19 protein-coding genes are annotated in these 20,792 nt (G+C 70.1%); 5 read left to right on the forward strand and 14 right to left on the reverse strand.

Going from position 1 to position 20,792, the window contains the following annotated elements; genetic code table 11:
* Window positions 1-6: 6 nt before the first annotated feature.
* Window positions 7-918: a cation diffusion facilitator family transporter gene (locus ABZ796_RS05225; protein ID WP_357335232.1), complete on the reverse strand. Its 912-nt coding sequence runs from the start codon at window positions 916-918 to the stop codon at window positions 7-9.
* Between the two features lie 58 nt (window positions 919-976).
* Here ABZ796_RS05225 and ABZ796_RS05230 point away from each other — a divergent pair, with 58 nt between their 5' ends.
* From ABZ796_RS05230 to ABZ796_RS05240, 3 genes are all read left to right on the forward strand, one after another.
* Entirely contained in the window at window positions 977-1,768 is a 792-nt protein-coding gene (locus ABZ796_RS05230) for an isocitrate lyase/phosphoenolpyruvate mutase family protein (RefSeq protein WP_357335157.1), read from the forward strand.
* Between the two features lie 8 nt (window positions 1,769-1,776).
* The gene (locus ABZ796_RS05235) at window positions 1,777-2,538 is read left to right on the forward strand and encodes an MOSC domain-containing protein (protein WP_357335159.1); all 762 of its coding nucleotides are present in this window, start codon (window positions 1,777-1,779) and stop codon (window positions 2,536-2,538) included.
* Window positions 2,539-2,610: 72 nt separating this feature from the next.
* On the forward strand, window positions 2,611-3,570 hold the full coding sequence (locus ABZ796_RS05240; protein WP_357335234.1) for a lipid kinase: 960 nt from the start codon (window positions 2,611-2,613) through the stop codon (window positions 3,568-3,570).
* 18 nt (window positions 3,571-3,588) lie between these two features.
* Here the strand turns inward: ABZ796_RS05240 and ABZ796_RS05245 are convergent, their stop codons facing one another.
* From ABZ796_RS05245 to ABZ796_RS05280, 8 genes are all read right to left on the reverse strand, one after another.
* Window positions 3,589-4,482, reverse strand: a complete 894-nt coding sequence (locus ABZ796_RS05245) for an SMP-30/gluconolactonase/LRE family protein (RefSeq protein WP_357335161.1) — start codon at window positions 4,480-4,482, stop codon at window positions 3,589-3,591.
* Between the two features lie 136 nt (window positions 4,483-4,618).
* Window positions 4,619-5,794: an ABC transporter permease gene (locus tag ABZ796_RS05250; protein WP_357335163.1), complete on the reverse strand. Its 1,176-nt coding sequence runs from the start codon at window positions 5,792-5,794 to the stop codon at window positions 4,619-4,621.
* Complete coding sequence (locus ABZ796_RS05255) at window positions 5,791-6,672, reverse strand: ATP-binding cassette domain-containing protein (RefSeq protein WP_357335164.1); 882 nt, start codon at window positions 6,670-6,672, stop codon at window positions 5,791-5,793. The genes ABZ796_RS05250 and ABZ796_RS05255 overlap by 4 nt, the downstream gene beginning before the upstream one ends.
* 86 nt (window positions 6,673-6,758) lie before the next feature.
* Window positions 6,759-7,430, reverse strand: coding sequence for a response regulator transcription factor (locus ABZ796_RS05260; protein WP_357335166.1), 672 nt, complete (start codon window positions 7,428-7,430; stop codon window positions 6,759-6,761).
* The gene (locus ABZ796_RS05265) at window positions 7,427-8,794 is read right to left on the reverse strand and encodes a sensor histidine kinase (protein ID WP_357335167.1); all 1,368 of its coding nucleotides are present in this window, start codon (window positions 8,792-8,794) and stop codon (window positions 7,427-7,429) included. Before ABZ796_RS05265 ends, ABZ796_RS05260 begins: the two co-directional genes overlap by 4 nt.
* 86 nt (window positions 8,795-8,880) lie before the next feature.
* On the reverse strand, window positions 8,881-10,179 hold the full coding sequence (locus ABZ796_RS05270) for a DEAD/DEAH box helicase (protein ID WP_357335169.1): 1,299 nt from the start codon (window positions 10,177-10,179) through the stop codon (window positions 8,881-8,883).
* Between the two features lie 157 nt (window positions 10,180-10,336).
* Window positions 10,337-11,491, reverse strand: a complete 1,155-nt coding sequence (locus tag ABZ796_RS05275; protein WP_357335170.1) for a zinc-binding dehydrogenase — start codon at window positions 11,489-11,491, stop codon at window positions 10,337-10,339.
* 26 nt (window positions 11,492-11,517) lie between these two features.
* Window positions 11,518-12,516, reverse strand: coding sequence for a hypothetical protein (locus ABZ796_RS05280; protein WP_357335172.1), 999 nt, complete (start codon window positions 12,514-12,516; stop codon window positions 11,518-11,520).
* 214 nt (window positions 12,517-12,730) lie between these two features.
* Here ABZ796_RS05280 and thrS point away from each other — a divergent pair, with 214 nt between their 5' ends.
* Entirely contained in the window at window positions 12,731-14,719 is a 1,989-nt protein-coding gene (thrS, locus tag ABZ796_RS05285; protein WP_357335174.1) for a threonine--tRNA ligase, read from the forward strand.
* Window positions 14,720-14,790: 71 nt separating this feature from the next.
* Here the strand turns inward: thrS and ABZ796_RS05290 are convergent, their stop codons facing one another.
* Genes ABZ796_RS05290 through ABZ796_RS05310 form a run of 5 tightly spaced genes read right to left on the reverse strand, consistent with a single transcriptional unit; the run spans window position 14,791 to window position 19,887 of the window.
* Complete coding sequence (locus ABZ796_RS05290; RefSeq protein ID WP_357335175.1) at window positions 14,791-16,167, reverse strand: MFS transporter; 1,377 nt, start codon at window positions 16,165-16,167, stop codon at window positions 14,791-14,793.
* 27 nt (window positions 16,168-16,194) lie between these two features.
* The gene (locus ABZ796_RS05295; protein WP_357335177.1) at window positions 16,195-17,199 is read right to left on the reverse strand and encodes a 2Fe-2S iron-sulfur cluster-binding protein; all 1,005 of its coding nucleotides are present in this window, start codon (window positions 17,197-17,199) and stop codon (window positions 16,195-16,197) included.
* Complete coding sequence (locus tag ABZ796_RS05300) at window positions 17,199-18,158, reverse strand: 4-hydroxythreonine-4-phosphate dehydrogenase PdxA (protein ID WP_357335178.1); 960 nt, start codon at window positions 18,156-18,158, stop codon at window positions 17,199-17,201. Before ABZ796_RS05300 ends, ABZ796_RS05295 begins: the two co-directional genes overlap by 1 nt.
* Window positions 18,159-18,160: 2 nt before the next feature.
* Window positions 18,161-18,625 (reverse strand): nuclear transport factor 2 family protein, encoded by a 465-nt coding sequence (locus tag ABZ796_RS05305; RefSeq protein WP_357335180.1) that lies wholly within the window; start codon window positions 18,623-18,625, stop codon window positions 18,161-18,163.
* Window positions 18,625-19,887 (reverse strand): aromatic ring-hydroxylating dioxygenase subunit alpha, encoded by a 1,263-nt coding sequence (locus ABZ796_RS05310; RefSeq protein ID WP_357335181.1) that lies wholly within the window; start codon window positions 19,885-19,887, stop codon window positions 18,625-18,627. Before ABZ796_RS05310 ends, ABZ796_RS05305 begins: the two co-directional genes overlap by 1 nt.
* Before the next feature lie 113 nt (window positions 19,888-20,000).
* Between ABZ796_RS05310 and ABZ796_RS05315 the strand changes: the two genes are divergently transcribed.
* On the forward strand, window positions 20,001-20,747 hold the full coding sequence (locus ABZ796_RS05315; RefSeq protein ID WP_357335183.1) for an IclR family transcriptional regulator C-terminal domain-containing protein: 747 nt from the start codon (window positions 20,001-20,003) through the stop codon (window positions 20,745-20,747).
* The last annotated feature ends 45 nt before the right edge of the window (window positions 20,748-20,792 follow it).

Raw genomic sequence — 20,792 nt, forward strand, 5'->3', positions numbered from 1 at the left:
TCAGGGTCAGTGCATCCCCGGCTCGTGGGCCAGGTGCGTCTCCGGCTCCAGCTGAAAGGTGGAGTGCTCGACGTCGAAATGACCGGCGAGACACGCCTGGACCCGGTCGAGGACCCTCGGCGCGCTGCCGTCGAGGAAGCACTCCGGGAGCAGGGTCAGGTGGGCGGAGACCGCAGGCAGGCCCGAGGTGACCGTCCAGGCGTGCAGGTCGTGCACCTCGACCACATGGTGGACCTCGAGCAGGTGCCGGCGCAGGTCTTCGACGTCGACCTCGGTCGGCGCACCTTCGAGCAGGATCCGGCCGCTGTCACGGAGCAGACAGACACCGGCGTACGTCATCAGGGCGACGACCACGAGCGAGGCCACCGGGTCGGCGCGGGTCCAGCCGGTGAGCAGGATGACGATCGCGGCGACGAGGGTGCCGATGAAGCCGTAGAGGTCGGAGAGGACATGCTGGTAGGCGCCCTCGACGTTGAGCGAGGTGCGGTTGGCGCGCGCCATCAGGGCGGCCGCGAGGATGTTGACGGCGCACCCGACGAGCGCGACCACGAACATCGGCCAGCCCTCGGCGTCGGGCGGATCGATCAGGCGCCGGATCGCTTCCACGCCGACGACGGCGGCGAAGACGAGCAGGGTGATCCCGTTGAGCGCCGCGGAGAGGATCTCGGCGCGCTTCCAGCCGTAGGTCCACTGGCCGTGCGCCGGGCGCGCGGCCAGCCGCATCGCCCACAGCGCCGCCGCGATCGCCCCGATGTCGGTGAGCATGTGGCCGGCGTCGGCCAGCAGCGCGAGCGAGTCGGCAAGGATCGCGACCGTCACCTCACCGATCAGGAACACACCCAGGAGCGACATCGCGGCGATCAGGTAGCGCCGGTCTGCCGAGGGTGAGATGTGTTCGTGATCGTGGCCCATGATCATCGATCCTAGGTCGGAGATCCGGTTCTCGACCGCGCCGTCCCGTGGCAGGGTGATCGGCATGTCGCTCGTCGAGAACTTCCTGTCGCTGCACCTGCCCGGAAGCCCGCTGCTCATGCCCAACGCCTGGGACGCGGGCTCGGCCAAGGTCCTGGCCTCGCTGGGGTTCTCGGCGCTGGCCACGACCAGCAGCGGGTACGCCGCGACCCTGGGCCGTCTCGACGGCCAGGTCACCCGCGACGAGGTGATCGCCCACGCCACGGCGCTGGTCGAGGCGGTCGAGGTGCCCGTCTCGGCCGACCTGGAGGCGGGCTTCGCGGACACCACGACCGAGGTGGAGGAGACGTTCCGGCTCGCCGCGGCCACCGGTCTGGCGGGCGGGTCCATCGAGGACTACACCGGGACCGAGAAGGACACCATCTACTCCCTCGAGGAGGCGGTCGAGCGGGTCGCCGCCGCGGCCGGGGCCGCCGGTGACGGATTCATCCTCACCGCCCGGGCCGAGAACCACATCCGCGGCCGCGACGATCTGGACGACACCATCGCCCGTCTCCAGGCCTATCAGGAGGCCGGCGCCGACGTTCTCTTCGCGCCCGGCGTGATCGCCGTGGAGGACGTACGCCGCCTGGTCGAGGCCGTCGACCGCCCGGTCAACGTCCTGCTGCTGCCGGGTGGCCCGACGGTCGCGGAGCTGGCTGAGGCCGGCGCGGCGCGCATCTCGGTCGGCGGCGCTTTCGCCTTCGCGGCTCTCGGTGCCGTCAAGCGGGCCGCGGAGGAGCTGCTCGGCGCCGGCACGACCGGATACGCGGAGCTGGCGGCGGAGGGTGCCAAGGCTTTTCGCAGCGCTGGTTGACTGGGGGCGTGATCGATGAGCTGAAGGTCGTGCGGGCGGGGTTCGCGCCGATCAAGGGGACCAGGCACCTGCCCCAGGACCGCGTGGTGCTCGACGGCCAGGGCGTCGTGGGTGACCGTGGGTTCGCGCTGGTCTCGGTCGAGGAGACCGATCCGGCCCGCGGGCGGGTGCTGCGGACCGTGCAGCACCCCTCTCTGGTCGCGGTGCGGGCAGAGGTGGCCGGTGACCGGCTGGAGGTCGACCTGCCCGAGGGGGAGGCCGTCTCGGCGGAGCCGGTCGCGACGGGCGAGCGGCTAACCTGTGACTACTGGGGCCGCGACGTCGAGCTGGAGCTGCTCGACGGCCCGCACGCGGCACTGTTCTCGAGATGGCTCGACCGGCCGGTGCGGCTGGCCCGTGCCCGTCGCGGTGACGTCGTCTTCGCCGGGGCCGTGTCGATGGTGACCACGGCGTCGCTGCGCGACCTCGCGCGCCAGGTCGGTCAGGACGCCCTGGATGCGGCGCGGTTCCGGCCGAGCCTGGTGGTCGAGACCGACGAGCCCTACGCCGAGGACTCCTGGCTGGGCCGGGAGATCCGGGTGGGCGGGGCGACGCTCCGCATCGGGGTGCCCATCCCGCGCTGCGCCGTGATCGACATCCGGCCGGAGACGGGGGAGCGGGACGTACGGCTGCTGAAGACGCTCGCCGCGCACCGGCCTTTGAACCGCGCCGGCGAGCCGGCCTTCGGGGTCTTCGCCGAGGTCGTGACGCCCGGGGCCGTCGGCGGATAGCCGGAACGCCGGCAGCGAAGCCGGACGCGCCGTCGCGGATTCAGGTGGGCTGCGTACGCTCCTGATGTGGAAATGCAATCGCTGTTGTCGCGCGACTCCGTGAAAGTCGCCCTCGTCGTCAACGCCGGCTCACGCCGGGGACAGGATGCGCTGGCCTCGTCGGGCGAGATGCTGCGGTCCGCCGGGATCGTGGACCTGCACGCCTACGCGGTCCATTCGGGCGAGGAGTTGGAGGCCACGCTCGACGAGGTGGCTGCCGACCAGCCTGACCTGCTCGTCATCGGCGGCGGCGACGGCACGGTGGGTGCCGCCGCGGCCCGGATCGCCGGCAGCGACGTCGTGCTGGGTGTGCTGCCGCTCGGCACCGCCAACGACTTCGCCCGCACGCTCGAGCTGGATCTGGACCCGCAGACCGCGGTCCGGCAGATGCTCGAGGGAAAGATCATCAACGTCGACATCGGGCGGGCCAATGGCCACACCTACCTCAACGTCGCCTCCTTCGGCCTCTCCGTCGCGGTGACCGAGGCGTTGAATCCTCGCCTGAAGAAGCTGATCGGGCCGGCGGCCTATCCGGTGGCGACCCTGCAGGCCTACCGCCACCACAAGCCCTTCACCGCGCGGCTGGAGTTCCCCGAGGGCGACCACGACACGCTCGAGCTCGACGACCTGCTCCAGGTCGCGGTCGGCAACGGCCGCCACTACGGCGGTGGCAACACCGTCTCGCCGACCGCCTCGGTGGACGACGACCTCCTCGACGTCTACGCCATCGTCCGTGGTCGTATGCGCGACCACGTCTCCATCGCGCGGCTGCTCAGGAGCGGCCACTTCATCGAGCACGAGCAGGTCCACCACGTGACCACCCGGGCGGTGCGGATCACGACCGACGAGGCGATGCCGGTCAACCTCGACGGCGAGATCGTCACCGAGACGCCGACCGACTTCACCCTCGAGAGCAACGCGCTCCACGTCGCGGTGCCGATCCGCAGTCGCGCCGGCCGCCTCGACGGCCCGCCGCCGGACGTCCAGAGCTGAGCGGGGGCTGAGCGGGGGCTAGGGGCGACCCGCCCGCGGCACGTCGACCCGGATCGCCAGCAGCCGGGCCTCGGCGTTCGCCTTGCGCGGCTCCTCGAAGAAGTCGGGCGCGGCGCAGGCGTACAGCGTCTTCCCGTCGCTGCCACCCAGCATGCACGCGAAGACCCCGCCGCCCGGCTCGATCTGCTCCAGGATCTCGCCGCCCTCGGCGACCCTGACCAGTCGGCCGAAGACCGCGTCGGCGGTCCACACGGCGCCCTCGGCGTCCAGGCAGCAGCCGTCGGGCGCGAGCACGGCATCGCCCATCGCCTCCGCGAACGCGGTGTGGGTGGTGAGCTCGCCGAACTTCGCCCACGTACGCCGGTTGGTCAGCGACCCGTCCTCCGCGATGTCGAAGGCGCTGATCCGGTTCCCGCAGGTCTCGTCCACGATGAGCGTGCCGTCCTCGGTGATCACGCTTCCGTTGGGGAACCACAGGTCGTCGGCGACCTCGGTCACCCTCCCGTCCGGGTCGACCCGCAGCAGCACCGTCGGCGCCACGTCGGCGCCGGCCATGATGTCGAAACCGAAGTTCCCGACGTACGCCCGGCCCTGCTCGTCGACCACCATGTCGTTGAGGTGGTGGCTGACGTGGCCGCTGAGGTCGGCATGGGTCACCAGCGACCCGTCGGACTCGCGGCGCAGGATCCGCCGGTCGTTCATCGATACCACCAGCAGATGGCCGTCGGGCAGCCAGCCCAGCCCCGAGGGCTGTCCCGGCACCTCGGCCTCTACCTTCAGGTCCGACCCGTCCTCCCGGGCCGAGTAGACCTTGTAGGAGTAGAAGTCCACGAACCAGATCCGGTCCTCGTGCCAGCGCGGGCACTCCAGGAAGTGCAGGTCCTTCACGACGGTGCTGATCTCTCGGGCCACGCCACATGCTCCTCTGATCGACTCTGATCGGCTGGCCCCATCATGCCGAGAAGTCGGCCCCGTCGGGCGAGAAGTCACCTACGCGAACCGAGATGGCACCGCGGTGACGCCTCGGCCGACGGGGGTGACGCCTCGGCTATTCCTCGAGTCGCCAGGCGACCTTGAGGGAGAGCTGGCCGCCGGTCTGGAGCAGGGCGCGGCTGTAGAGGCGCTCGGCGAGGCGGACGAGGGCGATGCCGAAGGCGAGGAGCAGGACCACGGCGATGATCGGTTCCCACCAGGCGGCGGTGCCCTCGACCAGACGCATCGGCATCAGCACGGCCGAGAGCGGAGGGACGTACGATCCGATCTGCTCGCCGACGCCGTCGAGGTAGAGGGCGCCGAAGAACATCACCATGAGCAGCATCGTGATCGGGGTGGAGGAGGACTGCAGGTCCTCGGTGCGGGAGGCGAGCGCGCCCGCGACCGCCCACAGGGTGGAGAGCACCACGAAGCCGATCAGGAAGAAGACCACGAACCAGCCGATCGCGCCGGACAGGGCCGGTAGCGCGAAGCTGAAGTCGGTCAGGCTCAGCCCCACCAGTCCGACGGCCACATAGATGAGCATCTGGCCGACGGCGATGACGGCGTTGCCGATGATCTTGCCGGCGAGGAGCTGCCGCAGCGGTACGGCGGCGGCGATCATCTCCACGATCCGCGACTGCTTCTCCTCCACGACGCTGTTTGCGAGGGTCATCCCGAACATGATCGAGGCGAAGTAGAAGACGATCGCGAGCGCGTACCCGACGACGTAGCGGATCGCGGTCAGCTCGCTGTCGCCCTCGAGCTGGTCCAGCGTGATCGCAGAGCCCTTGGTCAGCTCGGCCGCGGTGGTGCCGGCCGCGTCGGCGTTGCCGGCCAGGACGATCGCCTCGACCGTCTGGCTGACCACGTCGCGCAGCTCAGAGTCGGCATCGTCGAGCGTCACCAGGGTCCAGCCTTCCGCTGCCGGCCGCAGGTAGGCGTCGATCTGCTCCTCCTCGAGCGCGTGCCGAGCGGCGTCCGCGTCATCGACGGCGACCGGCTCGATGCGTACCTTCTCGTCGATCTCGGAGGCGCGCTCGGCGATGCCCTCGACCATCGCCTGCGAGGCCGTGGAGGAGTAGGCGAGGTCGTAGGTCTTCTCCCGGCTCTCGCTCCACGCGGTGAAGCCGAGCACGCCCACGATCACCGCGAGCATCACCGCGGTGCCGATCAGCGTCGACTTGTCGGTGGCGCGGACCGCGATCTCGCGGCGGGCGACGATCTGCCACACCGGCTGCTGGCGGCTCATGCGGTGACCTCCCGGTAGATCTCGGACAGACGGGGTACGACGCGGTGGAAGTCGAGCACGCTCCCGCGGCTGGTGGCCTCGGTGAGCAGCTTCTGCTCGGCACCTGCGGAGACGACCTCGATCTCGGCCTCGGGGCCGGAGACGTCGCGGACGTGGAGCCCCGGCAGGTCGCGTACCCAACCGGCGTCGCCGTCGAGGACGAGCCGGTAGCGCAGCGCGGCGTCGGCGCGCAGGTCATCGCCCGTGCCCTGGGTGACCACGCGGCCGCGGGCCATCACCACGAGCCGGTCGCACAACCGGTCGACGAGATCGAGCTGGTGGGAGGAGAAGACGACGGGTACGCCGTCGCGAGCATGCTCGCGCAGCAGGTCCGCCATGGCGTCGATGGCGTCGGGATCGAGCCCGGAGAAGGGCTCGTCGAGGATCAGCGCCATCGGCGCGGGGACGAGGGCGGCGATGATCTGGACCCGCTGCTGGTTGCCCAGGGACAGCTTCTCCAGCGGGTCCTTGGTGCGCCCACCCAGCCCGAAGCGCTCCAGCAGCTCGGTGATCTCCCGGCGCGCGTCGGCGGTGGCCATGCCGCGCAGCCGCGCCAGGTAGACCAGCTGGTCCAGGATCGGCTGCTTCGGATAGAGGCCGCGCTCCTCGGGCATGTACCCGAACCGGCGCCGGTCCTCGCGGGTGACCTCGTGCCCCTGCCAGGACACCGTCCCGGCGTGTGCCGCCAGCACCCCCATGATCATCCTCATGGTGGTGGTCTTCCCGGCACCGTTGCCACCCACGAACCCGGTGAGCCCACCGGACGGGACCGGGAAAGACACCTCGTCGACGGCGACCATGTCGCCGAAGCGACGGGTCAACCCGCTGACCTCGAGCATCGAAACTCCTCTACGTCGTAAACGAACGGGACCCACGCTATTTCAGCGCCGCGCCCGGCGGATCCGTCGCGAGGATGAACCCGGCCTCACCCGTTGGGCGGGCCGGCAGGGAGAAGGCCGTGGCGGTGGATGAAGACCACGGCCTGGACCCGGTCGCGCAGCTGGAGCTTGGCCAGGCAGGCCGACACGTGGGTCTTCACGGTCGCCTCGGTCAGGAACAGCCGGCGGGCGATCTCGTTGTTGCTCAGCCCCTCGCCGATGAGCAGGAGCACCTCGCCCTCGCGGGCGGTGAGCAGGTCGAGCTCCTTGGGTGGCTGCGGCCTCGCCGCCGAGGGAGCGTTGTCGCCGGTCACCCGGCCGATCACGCGCATCGTGACCTCCGGAGCGAGCAGCGCGTGCCCGTCGGCGGCGGCGCGCACCGCCTCGGCCAGCGAGTCGGGGTCGGCGTTCTTGAGCAGGAAGCCGCTCGCGCCGGCGGCGAGCGCGTCGAAGAGGTAGTCGTCACGGTCGAAGGTGGTCAGGATGATCACCTTGGCGTGCCCCTCGGCGACCACCGTACGCGTCGCCTCGATGCCGTCGGTGCCGGGCATCTGCACGTCCATCAGCACCACGTCGGGCCGGAGCTCGCGAGCCTTGGCGATCGCCTCGGCGCCGTCGGAGGCCTCACCGACCACCGAGATGTCGTCCTCCATCGAGAGGATGAGACGGAAACCCGAGCGCACCAGCTGCTGGTCGTCGGCGAGCAGCACCCGGATCATCGCGCCGCTCCCATCGACGCGACAGGCGACTCGAGGGGGAACCGGACCCGCACCCGGTAGCCCTGCACGGCCCGCGGGCCGATGTCGACCTCCGCCTTCCGGACGGCCGCCCGTTCGCGTACGCCCAGCAGGCCCAGGCCGCTGCCGGAGGTGCCGTGGCGGGGCCGCCCGTTGTCGGTGATCTCGACCTCGGCGTACGGCGCGGCCGCCGTCCGGTCGACGCGGAGGACGACCTGGGCGCGGTCGGCGGTGGAGTGGCGGCGTACGTTGGCCAGCGCCTCCTGGACGATCCGGTAGACCGAGTGGGCCAGGGGGAGAGGGAGGTCCGAGACCGGACCGACGGCCTCGTAGTCGACCCGCAAGCCGCTCTCGCGCACCTCGCCCAGGAGCGCGGGCAGGTCCTCGAGCCGCGGCTCGGGGCGGCGTACGCCTTCGGCCTCCGTGTCGCCATCACCGGCCGGGTCGCGCAGCGTGCCGAGCAACGAGCGCATCTGGGTGACCCCCTCGCGGGCCGAGGCCTCGACGTTGCCGAGCGCCTCGGCGGCGCCCTCGATGTCATCGGGACGCCCGCGCTCGAGCAGCTTGCGGCCGGCGGCGGCCTGGACCCCGACGCCCGCGACGTGGTGGGCGACGACGTCGTGCAGCTCGCGGGCGATCCGCAGCCGCTCGTCGATCACGGCACGGCGCTGGAGCTGCCCGGACTGGGCCGCGATGGTCACGGCCTGCTCGGCCAGCTCGGCCTTCTGCCGGGCGCCACGCCAGGCGACCTGGCCGCCCACGATCGCGCCGGCGAAGTAGAGCAGGTTCATCAACGTGGTGAGCAGCACGTAGGCGGTCACCGGGCCGATGAGCCAGGAGCCCTCCGCGTCGGCGGTCGACTCGCGGATCTCGTCGATCCCGCTGCCGACCGCGAACTGCCAGGAGAGCCAGGCGAACATGAACAGGGTGATCAGCCCCATGACGACCACCATGTCCCGCCGCCGGCGCGCCCACGCGGCCCCGGCGAAGAAGGCGACGAAGTAAATGATCTGCATGGGCAGCAGCCCCATCACGATCGGGAGCCACACCCCGGTGACGAACATGTGGAGCCCGGCCAGGAGCGCGACCGTGAGCGGGAAGCGCCGCCTGAAGACGAGCAGCGCCGCGCCGATGAGCACTGCCGTCCACTCGACCCAGGTCGGTGCGTCGCTGGAGTCGAGCGTCCCGACTCCCCGGATCAGCTCCAGGGTGACCAGGCTCGCGACCAGCACGACGGCGCCGACGAGCCAGTCGCCGAGCGTGATCGAGCCTTCCCGCTCCCAGTCGTCGTCGGTCGCGAAGAAGGTCGCCAGCCGGCCGGGCGAGCCGGTGTCATGCACAGTCACCCGCCCAACCCTAGTTCCGCCGACGGACCAGGTCCTCAGTCTCGAGTCGGAGGTCGACCCACCGCTGGTCGAGCCGCGGTGGAGACTCAGCGGGAGCCGGCGGCGCGCTGGCGCTTGCGGGCGCGCGAGCCGGGGCGGCTCTTCCGGTTGCCGGTGCCCTCGCCGGCGGGGCGGCGCGGCGGCTGGGTGACGACCGGCACGAACGGGCCCGGGCGGCTGCGCTCGCCGGGCGCCAGCTCGACCAGGATCGGGTGCGAGGGCCCGTCGAGACGGGTGGTGGTCGGCTTGATCCCGGCGGCCCGGGTCAGCGTACGGACGTCCTTGACCTGGTCGGGCAGCATCAGGGTGACCACGGTGCCGGAGGCACCGGCGCGGGCCGTCCGCCCGGAGCGGTGCAGGTAGGCCTTGTGCTCGGCGGGCGGGTCGGCGTGGACGACGAGGGTGACGTCGTCGACGTGGATCCCGCGGGCCGCGATGTCGGTGGCCACCAGGGTGGTCGCCCGGCCGGAGTGGAAGGCCTCCAGGTTGCGCACGCGGGCGTTCTGGGAGAGGTCGCCGTGGAGCTCGACGGCCGGGATGCCGGCGCGGCCGAGCTGACGGGCGACGCCCTTGGCGCCGTGCTTGGTGCGGGTGAAGACGACGGTGCGGCCCGGAGCGGCGGCCAGGTCGGCGAGCACAGGGATGCGGTGCTCGCGGGCGGAGAGGTGGAGCACGTGGTGCTCCATCTCGGCCACCGGCGACTGCGCGGAGTCGGCCTCGTGGACGACCGGCTCCTGGAGGAACTGCTTGACCAGCACGTTGACGCCCTTGTCGAGCGTGGCGCTGAACAGGAGGCGCTGGCTGCCCTTCGGCGTCGTCGTGAGCAGGCGCCGCACGGCGGGCAGGAAGCCGAGGTCGGCCATGTGGTCGGCCTCGTCCAGCACGGTGACCTCGATCGAGGACAGGTCGGCGTGACGCTGCGCGATCAGGTCCTCGAGCCGGCCGGGGCAGGCGAGCACGACGTCGGCACCCTTGCGCAGGCCGATGACCTGGGGGTTCTGTCCGACACCACCGAAGACGGTCTGCACGCTCAGGCCGGCCTCCGCGGCGAGCGGACGCAGCGACTCCTCGATCTGGCGGACCAGCTCACGGGTCGGGGCGAGTACGAGCGCCCGCGGCTTGCCCGACTTCGCCCTGGCGCCACCCGCGAGGCGGGCGACGAGCGGGATCAGGAAGGCGTACGTCTTGCCCGACCCGGTCCGCCCGCGGCCGAGCACGTCGCGCCCGGCGAGGGAGTCCGGCAGGGTCGCGGCCTGGATCGGGGTGGGGGAGGTGATGCCGTGGTGGTCGAGAACGGCGGTGAGGTCTGCGGGCACGCCGAGCGCGCTGAAGCTCTGCTGAGACAAGGAGTCAACTTTTCAAGCGAGGTGTCTCGCCATATTGAGTTGCCGGGCCAATAGGTCCGCGAGAGCGGCCGGGGGCAAGACCGGAACGGGCCGCTGATGGATCAGATACTACCGGTAGGTGACCCGTCCACCAGCATCCTCGATACTGTGGCTCGCGTCACGCCCAGGGGTCGACGAGGATCTTTGCGTGCGTCTCCGGGTCGGCCAGATCCGAGAAGGCCTGGGCGACGCCGTCGAGCCCGACGGTGCCGGTGTGCAGTGGCGAGGGGTCGACCTTCCCGCCGGCGATCAGCTCCAGCGTGCGCGCGAACTCCGCCGGGTCGTAGCCGAAGACGAACCGCAGGTCGATCTCCTTGTGGATCGCGATCGCCGGCCGGATCGTGTCCGGCTCCATGCACACCCCGACCACCACGACGCGCGTGTGCAGCGGCGCCGCGGTCATGATCTGCTCGAGCATCCCGGGCACCCCGACGCACTCGAAGACGACCGGACCGGTCGGCGACTGCCCGAGGCGGTCGGCGTTGAGCAGCACCGTCTCCCAGGGGAGCAGCGGGATGCGGCGCACGACCTGCATCGCGTCGATCCCGAAGCCCAGGTAGTCGGTCAGCGAGCCCACCGGACCGCGCTGCCTGTAGGCGTCCCAGGGCGAGGACTCGCGCGGGTCGACGACCACGTCGGCGCCGCACTGCACCGCGAGCGCGCGACGCGCGGGGGAGAGGTCGGAGGCGACCACCGTCTTCACCCCCTGCGCCTTGAGCATGAGGATGACGGCGAGCCCGATCGGACCGCAGCCGATCACCACGGCCGGGCGCCGTGCGGAGACCGCGCCGCGGCGTACGGCGTGGAAGGCGACCGCCAGGGGCTCGGTGAAGACCGCCCGGTCGGGGTCCACGTCGTCGGGGACGGGGAAGGTGAACGCCTCCTGGACCACGGTGTACTCCGCGAAGCCGCCGGGGGAGTCGACGTCGAAGCCGACCATGTGGATCGCGCCGTCGGTACGCAGCACCGGCAGCGCCGCCACCGAGGTGCCCGGCTCCCAGCGACCGCGGGTCTCGGGGCCGTAGGCGACCACCGAGCCGAGGATCTCGTGCCCCAGCACGATCTCCTGCTCGGGCGTCATCGCCGTGGTGTAGCCGATCTCGGTGACGACCTCGTTGAGCTCCTCGGCGTGCTCGCGCACGTGCAGGTCGGAGCCGCAGATCCCGGCGCGCAGCACCTTGATCAGCAGCTGTCCCGGCCCGGGCTCCGGGCGTGGCACCGACTGCACCGAGAGCTCGCCCTTGTGGACCACGGTTGCGCGCATCTGTGTCATCGGCGCCGACGCTACCTCACTCCGGCTCACCCCGGCGGGAGCGATCCGGCGGAGGTGATCCGGTGCAGGTGCGCGGTGAGCGAGTGCACGTGGTCGACGCGCGGCAGCCGCAGCGCGGTGCCGGTGATCAGGTGCAGGGTGACGTCGATGCGCGGGTTGGCCCTGCGCTCGTCGACCACACCGGTGTCGATGCCGGTCACGTCCTCCCAGAGGATGACATCGGTGTGTCGGGCATGCTCCAGGACGAGACCGCCCTCGTAGAGCCCGAGGTCCACCGCGACCGGGCGCTGCAGTCCGAGCCAGGCCAGCCGGAACCCGAGGATCAGCCCGGTGAGCGCGACCAGGCACCCGGCCACCACGAGCACCGTCGGCCAGTGTGGTCGGGTGGCCATCCAGGCGCCGAGCGCGATGAGCGCCGGGCCGAGGACCAGCCCGACTGGCACCAGCCACGCCCGTCCGTGCGCGGGGTGGGTGCTCAGCCGGATCCCGAGGTCCTCGGTGAGCGTCTCCTCGCCGGGCGTACGCAGCCACGCCCGCCGCCGCGGCAGCACGACCAGCCCGAGCACGATGAGCGCGATCCCGCCCCAGAGCACCGGGTCACGACCCATCCCGAGGATGCGGGCCGGCCACGGGTTGATCGCATGCTCTCCGTAGGCGTCGGAGTCGACCACCCACATCCGGAAGGTCGCCTTCGACGGGTCGGGGTCGCGGCCGATGTCGCGCAGGGTGCCGTGGATGCTTCCGGTGACCCGCTCGCCGTCGACGCTCCATCGGCCCCGGCAGGAGAGGATCTCGCCGGTGGCGCTGTCGAAGTCGCACCGCTCCACCACGCTCACCTCCGCCCACTGCCCGCTGTTCCACCGGTCGGCGGCCTGCTGCGCCACGACGGTGGCCGGGAACGGCATCGCCAGCGCGCCGAGGCCCAGGGTGATCAGGACGGTCGCGACGAACGTACGTCGCTTCAGCCTGAGGACCCGGCGGGACGGGTCGATGAGACGGGACTTGGGGCCGGTGGTGGGGAGCACGAGGCCTTTCACATCAGAGTCTGGGAGGGTGCCGGAAGTCTAGTCGCATGCCCCCACGGGTTCCCGCGAACCCCTGAGGCGTACGAAAGAGGCTGCTCGCCGACCGTATCTGACACGGGTTCACCCATTCGCAGTACGCCGTCGGCGACGGATACGATCGGAACGCCGCGCGAGCACCGCGGTCCACACATCACTGGAACCCACAGGAGCATCCGTGTCCGAGATCAAGATCGCCGTACTCACCCCCGACGGGCGCGAGGAGCGGGCGGTCACTACGGGCACGAAGGCATGGGAGCTCTTCGCGGACATCCCCGATGTGATCGCCGCGCGGGTCGGGGAGGACCTCAAGGACCTCTCCTACGAGCTGGTCGACGGCGACGAGGTCGAGGGTGTCCTGATCGACTCCAAGGACGGCCACGACATCCTGCGCCACTCGACGGCGCACGTGATGGCGCAGGCGGTGCAGGAGCTCTTCCCGGAGGCCAAGCTCGGCATCGGCCCGCCGGTCACCGACGGGTTCTACTACGACTTCGACGTCGAGACCCCGTTCGTGCCCGAGGACCTCGCCAAGATCGAGTCCCGGATGAAGAAGATCATCAAGGCCAACCAGAAGTTCTCCCGCCGGGTCACCACCGACGACGACGCCCGCGTCGAGCTGGCCGACGAGCCCTACAAGCTCGAGCTGATCGGCCTCAAGGGCTCGGCTGCCGACGCTGCCGAAGGGGCCAGCGCGGAGGTCGGCGGTGGCGAGCTGACCATCTACGACAACCTCGACCGCAACGGCGAGATCGCGTGGAAGGACCTCTGCCGCGGCCCGCATTTGCCCACCACCAAGCGGATCCCGGCCTTCAAGCTGATGCGCAGCGCCGCGGCGTACTGGCGTGGCGACGAGAAGAACAAGCAGCTCCAGCGCATCTACGGCACCGCCTGGGAGTCCAAGGAGGCGCTCGACGCCCACCTGGCCCGGATCGAGGAGGCCGAGCGCCGCGACCACCGCAAGCTCGGCCGCGAGCTCGACCTGTTCTCCTTCCCCGACGAGATCGGCTCCGGCCTCCCGGTCTTCCACCCCAAGGGCGGGATCATCAAGCGGGAGATGGAGGACTACGTACGCGCCAAGCACATCGAGCACGGCTTCGAGTACGTCGGCACCCCGCACATCGCGCGCGAGCAGCTCTTCCACACCTCGGGTCACCTGCCCTACTACGGCGACGGCATGTTCCCGGCGCTGGACGTGGACGGCCAGGACTACCGCCTGAAGGCGATGAACTGCCCGATGCACAACCTGATCTTCCGTTCGCGCGGGCGCTCCTACCGCGAGCTGCCGCTGCGCCTGTTCGAGTTCGGGTCGGTCTACCGCAACGAGAAGTCGGGCGTCATCCACGGGCTCACCCGTGTGCGCGGCTTCGCCCAGGACGACTCCCACTCCTACTGCACCAAGGAGCAGGCACCGGCCGAGGTCAAGCACCTGCTCGACTTCATGCTGACCGTTCTCAAGGACTTCGGTCTCGACGACTTCTACCTGGAGATGTCGACCCGCGACGACTCCAACAAGGACAAGTTCGTCGGCAGCGACGAAGACTGGGCCGAGGCCACCAAGATCCTCGAGGACGTCGCGTCCGAGACCGGTCTCGACCTCGTCCCCGACCCGGGCGGCGCGGCGTTCTACGGACCCAAGATCTCCGTCCAGGCCAAGGACGCGATCGGCCGGACCTGGCAGATGGGCACGGTCCAGTACGACTTCAACCAGCCGGCCGCCGACCGGTTCAACCTGGAGTACCAGGCCGCCGACGGCACCCGCCAGCAGCCGGTGATGATCCACTCGGCGAAGTTCGGCTCGATCGAGCGGTTCCTGGGTGTGCTGGTCGAGCACTACGCCGGTGCGATGCCGCCGTGGCTCGCCCCGGTCCAGGTCGTCGGCATCCCGGTCGCCGACGCGTTCGACGACTACCTCTACGAGGTCGCCGCCAAGCTGAAGGCCAAGGGCATCCGGGTCGAGGTCGACGAGTCCGACGACCGCTTCCAGAAGAAGATCCGCAACGCCCAGCTCCAGAAGATCCCGTTCATGCTGATCGCCGGTGGCGAGGACGTCGAGAAGGGCGCGGTCAGCTTCCGCTACCGCGACGGCCACCAGGAGAACGGCATCCCGGTCGAGGAGGCCATCGAGCGGATCGTCGCTGCCGTGGAGTCCCACGAGCAGGTCTGATCAGCGCGACGCTTCGATGACGATCGGCCCCTGGTGCTCCGCACCAGGGGCCGATCGTCATCGGGGGAGGCCTACGCCGCCGCTGTCTCCGCAGAGACCTGCGCCTTGGCCCTCGCCTTGGCGCGTACGCCCAGATAGAGGACCAGGGCCCCGCACACCGCGGAGGGGACCGCCATGGCGAGGAAGAACTGCTCGGCGCTCCAGCCGCCGGCGAGCATGGCGCCGACGATCATCGGGCCGACGATGCCGCCGACCCGACCGATCCCGAGCGCCCAGCCGACGCCGGTGGAACGGACCTCGGCGGGGTAGAACACTGCCGCGAGCGCGATCACGCTCTTCTGCCCGCCGCTGACCGAGCAGCCGGTGAGGAAGATAGCGATCAGCAGCACCCACACGGGGGCGCCGAGAGCGAGGCTCATGATCGTCAGGAACCCGCAGCCGACGAAGTAGAGCGTGCTGAGCGCACCGAACGCCCCCAGCCGGTCCATGGCCGGGCCGACCACGAAGGCGATCGCGATGCCGCCGATGGTGGTCATCGAGGCCGCGGTGGCCAGGGTCGAGCTGGAGTAGCCCTGCTCGGTCAAGATGGTGGGCATCCAGCTCTGCAGGCCGTAGAACATGGCCAGGTTCAGGGCGAAGACCAGCCAGAGCAGGACGGTTCCGAGCAGCTGTCCGCCGCCGACGACCTCACGGAGCCTGACCTGCTTGCCCTGCGCCTCCGACTCGCTCTCCACCCGCGGCGCGCTGACCACGGGAAGGTCGCGGTCGATCTTGCGGCACAGCGCGTACGCCGCCGCGTGGCGCTCACGCCGGGCCAGGAAGGTCAGCGACTCGGGCAGCCGCCAGGCCAGGATGACCGTGAGCAGGAGCGGGGCGAGCGCGCCGACGAGAAAGACCGAGCGCCAGCCGTGGGCCGGGATCAGCCAGTCCGCGACGTAGTTGGCCGCGACGAAGCCGAGGGAGAACCCGCAGTAGATGGCGAGCACGAAGCTGGCGCGCACCTTCTTCGGGCTGAACTCGGCGGTGAGCGCGATCGTGCTGGGTGTCGCCGCGCCGAGGCCGATGCCGGTGATCAGGCGCATCACCAGCAGTTGGGCCTCGTTCTGCACCCACACCGAGCCGAGGGTGGTGAGCGCGAAGAGGAGGACCCCGCCGAGCACCAGCCGCTTGTGGCCGAACCTGTCCGAGAGCGGTGCGACCAGCAGGTAGCCGATCATCAGCCCGACGAGGGCGGCCGAGAAGATCGGGCCGAGATCGGCCTTCTCCAGACCCCAGTCGGCGCTGATGGCCGGGGCCATGTAGTTGATCGCCTGGGTGTCGAACCCGTCGAGGAACATCACCAGACCGCAGAGCAGGACGGTGCCTCCCTGAAAGCGGCCGGTACGTCGGGAGTCGACGAAGTCGGGGAGACGTACGGCGCCCCCGCCCGTGGTTGTTGTTGCTGACATGTGGACCCTTCGGAAGCTCGGAGGAGTTCAGGACGCGTTCGCGGCGCCCGAGGACACGAATGCGTCTGCGTGGAAGCGCTCGGGATCGAAGCTGCGCTCCGTGATCAGTGCGTTGACGGCGGCGATGGTCATGGCCTCGCTGCCGCAGGCGTACACGTCGTGCTGGTCCAGGTCCGGGTAGTCGGCCAGCAGGGCGTCCTGCACCCACCCCGTCGCGCCCGTCCAGCTGGAGTCGGGGCGCGAGACGACGGGGGTGAAGGTGAGCCACTCGTAGCGCTGCGTCAACGTGCGGACCGTGTCGGCGTCGTAGAGGTCAGCAGCGGTGCGACCACCCCAGTAGAGGTGAATGGGGCGGTTCAGGCGTCGGGCGATGTGGTCGAGGATGATCGACCGCATCGGTGCGAAGCCGGTGCCGGTGGCGAGCAGGATGATGGGGGAGTCCCCGTCGGCGACATGGAACTCGCCGAACGGGGCCTCGATCTCCACCTCGTCGTGGAACTCGAGGTAGGAGAGGATCTTGTCGGAGAAGGCACCACCCGGCTCGTGCCGGATGTGCAGCTGCAGCGCATCGTTGTGCTGCGGGCTGTTGGCCATCGAGTAGGGCCGGGTGTCTCCGTCGGGCAGGATGATGTTGACGAACTGGCCGGCCTTGAACGGCGTACGCCGTCCGATCGGGTAGCGCAGGTCCAGGATCGTGATCCCGTCGGTTGCCGGCTTGATCTTGAAGACGGCGGTGGTGAGCTTCTTGCGAACCGGTGGCGTGCTCTCCTGGATCCGCCTGGGCGTGATCTCGACGTCGCCGGTCGGCTTGGCACGGCAGAACTGCACCTTGTCGGCCGGGCCGCAGACCACTCCCTGGTTCGGGGTGTCCAGCGCGCCGGCGTTGAGGGTGCCCTCGCAGGTCGCGCAGACGCCTTTGCGGCAGGAGTAGGGGATCGCCCAGCCGGCGGTCTCTGCCGCGTCGAGGATGGACTGGCCCTCCTCGGCAGTGAACGAGATGTCGGTGTCGGCGACGCTGATCGTGTGCGTCATCACGCCTCCTTCGGGGTGAACAGGCTGAGCGCGGACAGCAGGGCCGAGGGGTCGGCGACGCCCTGTCCGGCGATGTCGAATGCCGGGCCGTGCCCGACGCTGGAGAACGGCACACCGGCGCCGATGGTGACCGCCGCGGCGGTGCGGCCGGCGAGCAGCTTGACCGGGATGTGTCCCTGGTCGTGGTACATCGCCAGGTAGCCGTCGCACTGAGGGTCGCCGAGAAGTACGTCGGCCCCGGTCGGGTCGGTGATGTCGATGCCCTCGCCGCGCAGCTTCTCGGCCGCCGGTCCGGAGACCGTCAGGTCGTTCTCACCGAAGAGCCCGCCCTCGCCGGCATGACAGTTGATGCCGAACATGCCCAGCCGAGGGGCGGGGGTGCCCATCGACTCCAGTGCCCGGTGGAGCGCCCGGCCGGCGGAGGCCACCAGGTCGACGCTGAGCCGCTCGAGCGACTCGGCCATGGACAGGTGCAAGGTGACATGGGCCATCCGCAGACCGCCTCCGACGAGCATCAGGAAGACCTGGTCCTCGGGGGTGCCGGTCAGCTCGGCGACGAGCGGCGGGTAGCCGGCGAAGCCGATCCCCGCCGCGTGCACCGCGGACTCCGAGTGCGGGCCGGCGACGATCCCGCGGTAGCCGCCCGCCGTGGCCAGCCCCACGGCGGTGTGCGCGTACGCGATCGTGGCGGCACCCGCCTCGGGACGTACCTCGCCCACCCTGAGCTGGTCGGAGGTCAGCGCGCCGACGTCGATTAGGTCGCACACTCCGGCCTCGGGGAGGCGCCCGGGGTCGGCCGTACGCAGCTCGATCCCGTACGCGGCGGCCGGCCCTTCGAGCGCGCACCGGTCGCCGACGACGACCGGTGCGGCGGAGCCGAGCTCGGCGACCGCCTTCATCGCGATCTCCGGGCCGATCCCGAACGGGTCGCCGGTGGTGAGCAGGAGCCTGGGGGACACGCTCACAGCGGCAGCACCAGGAGAGTGTCGGTGCGGGTGCTGTCGCAGACCACGACGCGCTTCTTCAGCAGGGCCTTGCCGTCGACGAAGACGTGCTCGTCGAGGTAGCGGCCGCTGGCGAAGACGTCGGTCGGGCCGCTGCCGGTGATCCGGACGACCAGGAAGGAGGTCTCGCTGGTGGCCCCGTCCTCGCTCTCTTCGAGGATCGCCGGCTGCCCGAGCAGGTGGCGGTAGGAGTGCGGCTCGTAGATGTTGGCTTCCTTGAGCGCGGAGATGCGGTCCTTGAGCATCGCCTTGTTGTTCGCCCAGATGACACCGGCCGGCAGGCCGCGACGGTGGTTGTCGGCGGTGGTCACCTTGTAGAAGGTGTCGTCGGTGAAGTGCTCGGGCCAGTCCTCGATGGGGCCGTCGTCGATCGAGCGGACATAGCTGCCCTGGGCGCGACTGATCAGGGTGAAGGCGTCCATCACTTGCTCTCCTCGATGCTGAATCCCATGGCCTCGCGGTAGACCTTCCAGAAGCCCCGGATGGAGGCCTCGGTGACCCGGCTCTCGCTGGAGACCGCTTCCTGGCCGCCCATCTGGACGGTGGCGAACTCGCCGCTGGCGCCGGCGATGCCGCGCTGGACGAAACCGCCGATGGCGCCGTCCTCCATCGAGACGTACCCGGCCGGGCCGACCAGGTTGGACTGCTTCATCCGGACCAGCTGCTGCTCCTCGGTGTCCTCCTCGAAGCCGAGGTAGGTCCAGTGGAGGTCGGTCGTGTCGACGCCGGTCGGCAGCACCTGGCGTACAGCGATCGAGTTCTGGATCTGCTGCAGCACGAAGCCGGGGTAGACCGAGAGGATCTGCAGGGTGATGTCGTCGCCGACCTCGCTGAAGCTGTCGACCAGCGAGGGGTCCTCGAGCTGGTACTCGGAGTCGGAGCGGATCTTCTGGTCCTTGTAGTGCTCGCCGGACTCGGCCTCACGGTTGATCGCGGACCAGCTGACGTGGTGGGCGCCGCTCTCCGAGACGACGATGCCGCCCTTCTGGTTCAGCTTGTTGAGCCCGAAGGTGGTGAAGAACAGGTGCAGGATGCTCGCGTGGTAGGAGTCCTTGACGTTCTCGATGTAGAGCTTCCAGTTGTTCGGCAGGTTCTGGGTGAAGCGACCCAGCACCACCGGCTTGCGGCCGCCGAGGACACGCTCGATGCGGTCCAGGATCTCCTGGCCGAGGTAGTCCTCGATGTCGGGGACGTCGTTGTCGAGGCTGCCGAAGATCAGGCCGTGGACGTTGGCGAGCCGGAGCCTGCGGGGGCTGTGCGCCTTCTTGCAGAAGTCCGAGCCCATCCCGCCCTTGCCGTTGATGCCCTCCTCGAAGGCGACGCCGGTCAGGTCGCCCTGGAGGTTGTAGGTCCAGGCGTGGTAAACGCAGGTGAAGTCCTTGGCGTGGCCGTAGTGGTCCATCGCGATGAGGGAGCCACGGTGTGCGCAGCGGTTCTCGAAGGCGTAGATCTCGCCGTCGAAGTCGCGGGTCACCAGCACCGGCTGTTCGCCGATGAAGGTTGCGCAGTAGTCGCCGGGCTCACCTAGCTCGGCCTCGAGGCAGAGGTAGCTCCAGAACGGGCCGTGGAAGATGTTCTGCTGCTCGGCGCGGTAGACATCCGCGTCCTGGAACACCCAGTAGGGAACCTTGCTGAGCGCCTGGGGCCACTCGCGTGCGGCCATGGTGGTGGTCGCCTCTGACATCCGTCCTCCTGTTAAGACATTTCGCTTGCGTTCGGATAGCGAACACATGTATGTTTTCCGAACATGACATACCAAAGTGGTTTTTGTCACAGGTGTCAAGAAGGGACGACGTCATGAGCGAGGGAATGGCCGGGCTGGCCAAGGGCCTGGCGGTGCTGGAGGCGTTCGGCCGGGAGTCGCCGAGGCTGACGATCAGCGATGCCGCGCGGGCGACAGGGCTCAGCCGTGCGGCGGCTCGGCGTTGCTTGATGACCTTGGTCGAGGCGGGCTATCTGACCTTTGACGAGAAGTTCTTCAGCCCGACCCCGCGGGTGCTCCGGCTCGGAGCGATCTACGCGGATGCGGTGCCCCTCCCGCAGTTGGCACGACCCCATCTCACGGCCCTGCGAGAGGCGTTGGACGAGTCGGTCTCGCTCGCTGTGATGGAGGGCGACGAGTCCCTCTTCGTGGCTCGTAGCGAGGTGGCGCGTGTCTTCGACGCCGGGGTACGGGTCGGGGCGCGGCTGCCGCTGTATGCCTCGGCGACCGGACATGCCCTGCTGGCCGGTCTCGACGATCAGGGCCTCGACGCCTATCTCGAGCGGGTCGAGCTGGTGGCGCGTACGTCTCGGACGGTCCTCGATCACGCGCGGTTGCGCGAGCGGATCGAGGACGTCCGGCGCGAGGGGGTCGCGGTCAGCGACGAGGAGCTCGAGATCGGGCTGTTCGCGCTGGCGGTGCCGGTCAAGGATGCGCGCGGGGTCACGGTGGCGTCGATCTCGGTCAGTGCGGCGGTGGCGCGCCTGGACGTGGTGGAGTTCCGGAGCCGGTGCGGCGAGGCCCTGCTCCGGCATGCCGAGCAGCTGGGTCGGCAGCTCTGACGCCGGCGCACATTTAGATGTGACACTCCGTCGCGCGTACTCTTG

Source organism: Nocardioides sp. NPDC047086 (assembly GCF_040643685.1).
Classification (GTDB): Bacteria; Actinomycetota; Actinomycetes; order Propionibacteriales; family Nocardioidaceae; genus Nocardioides.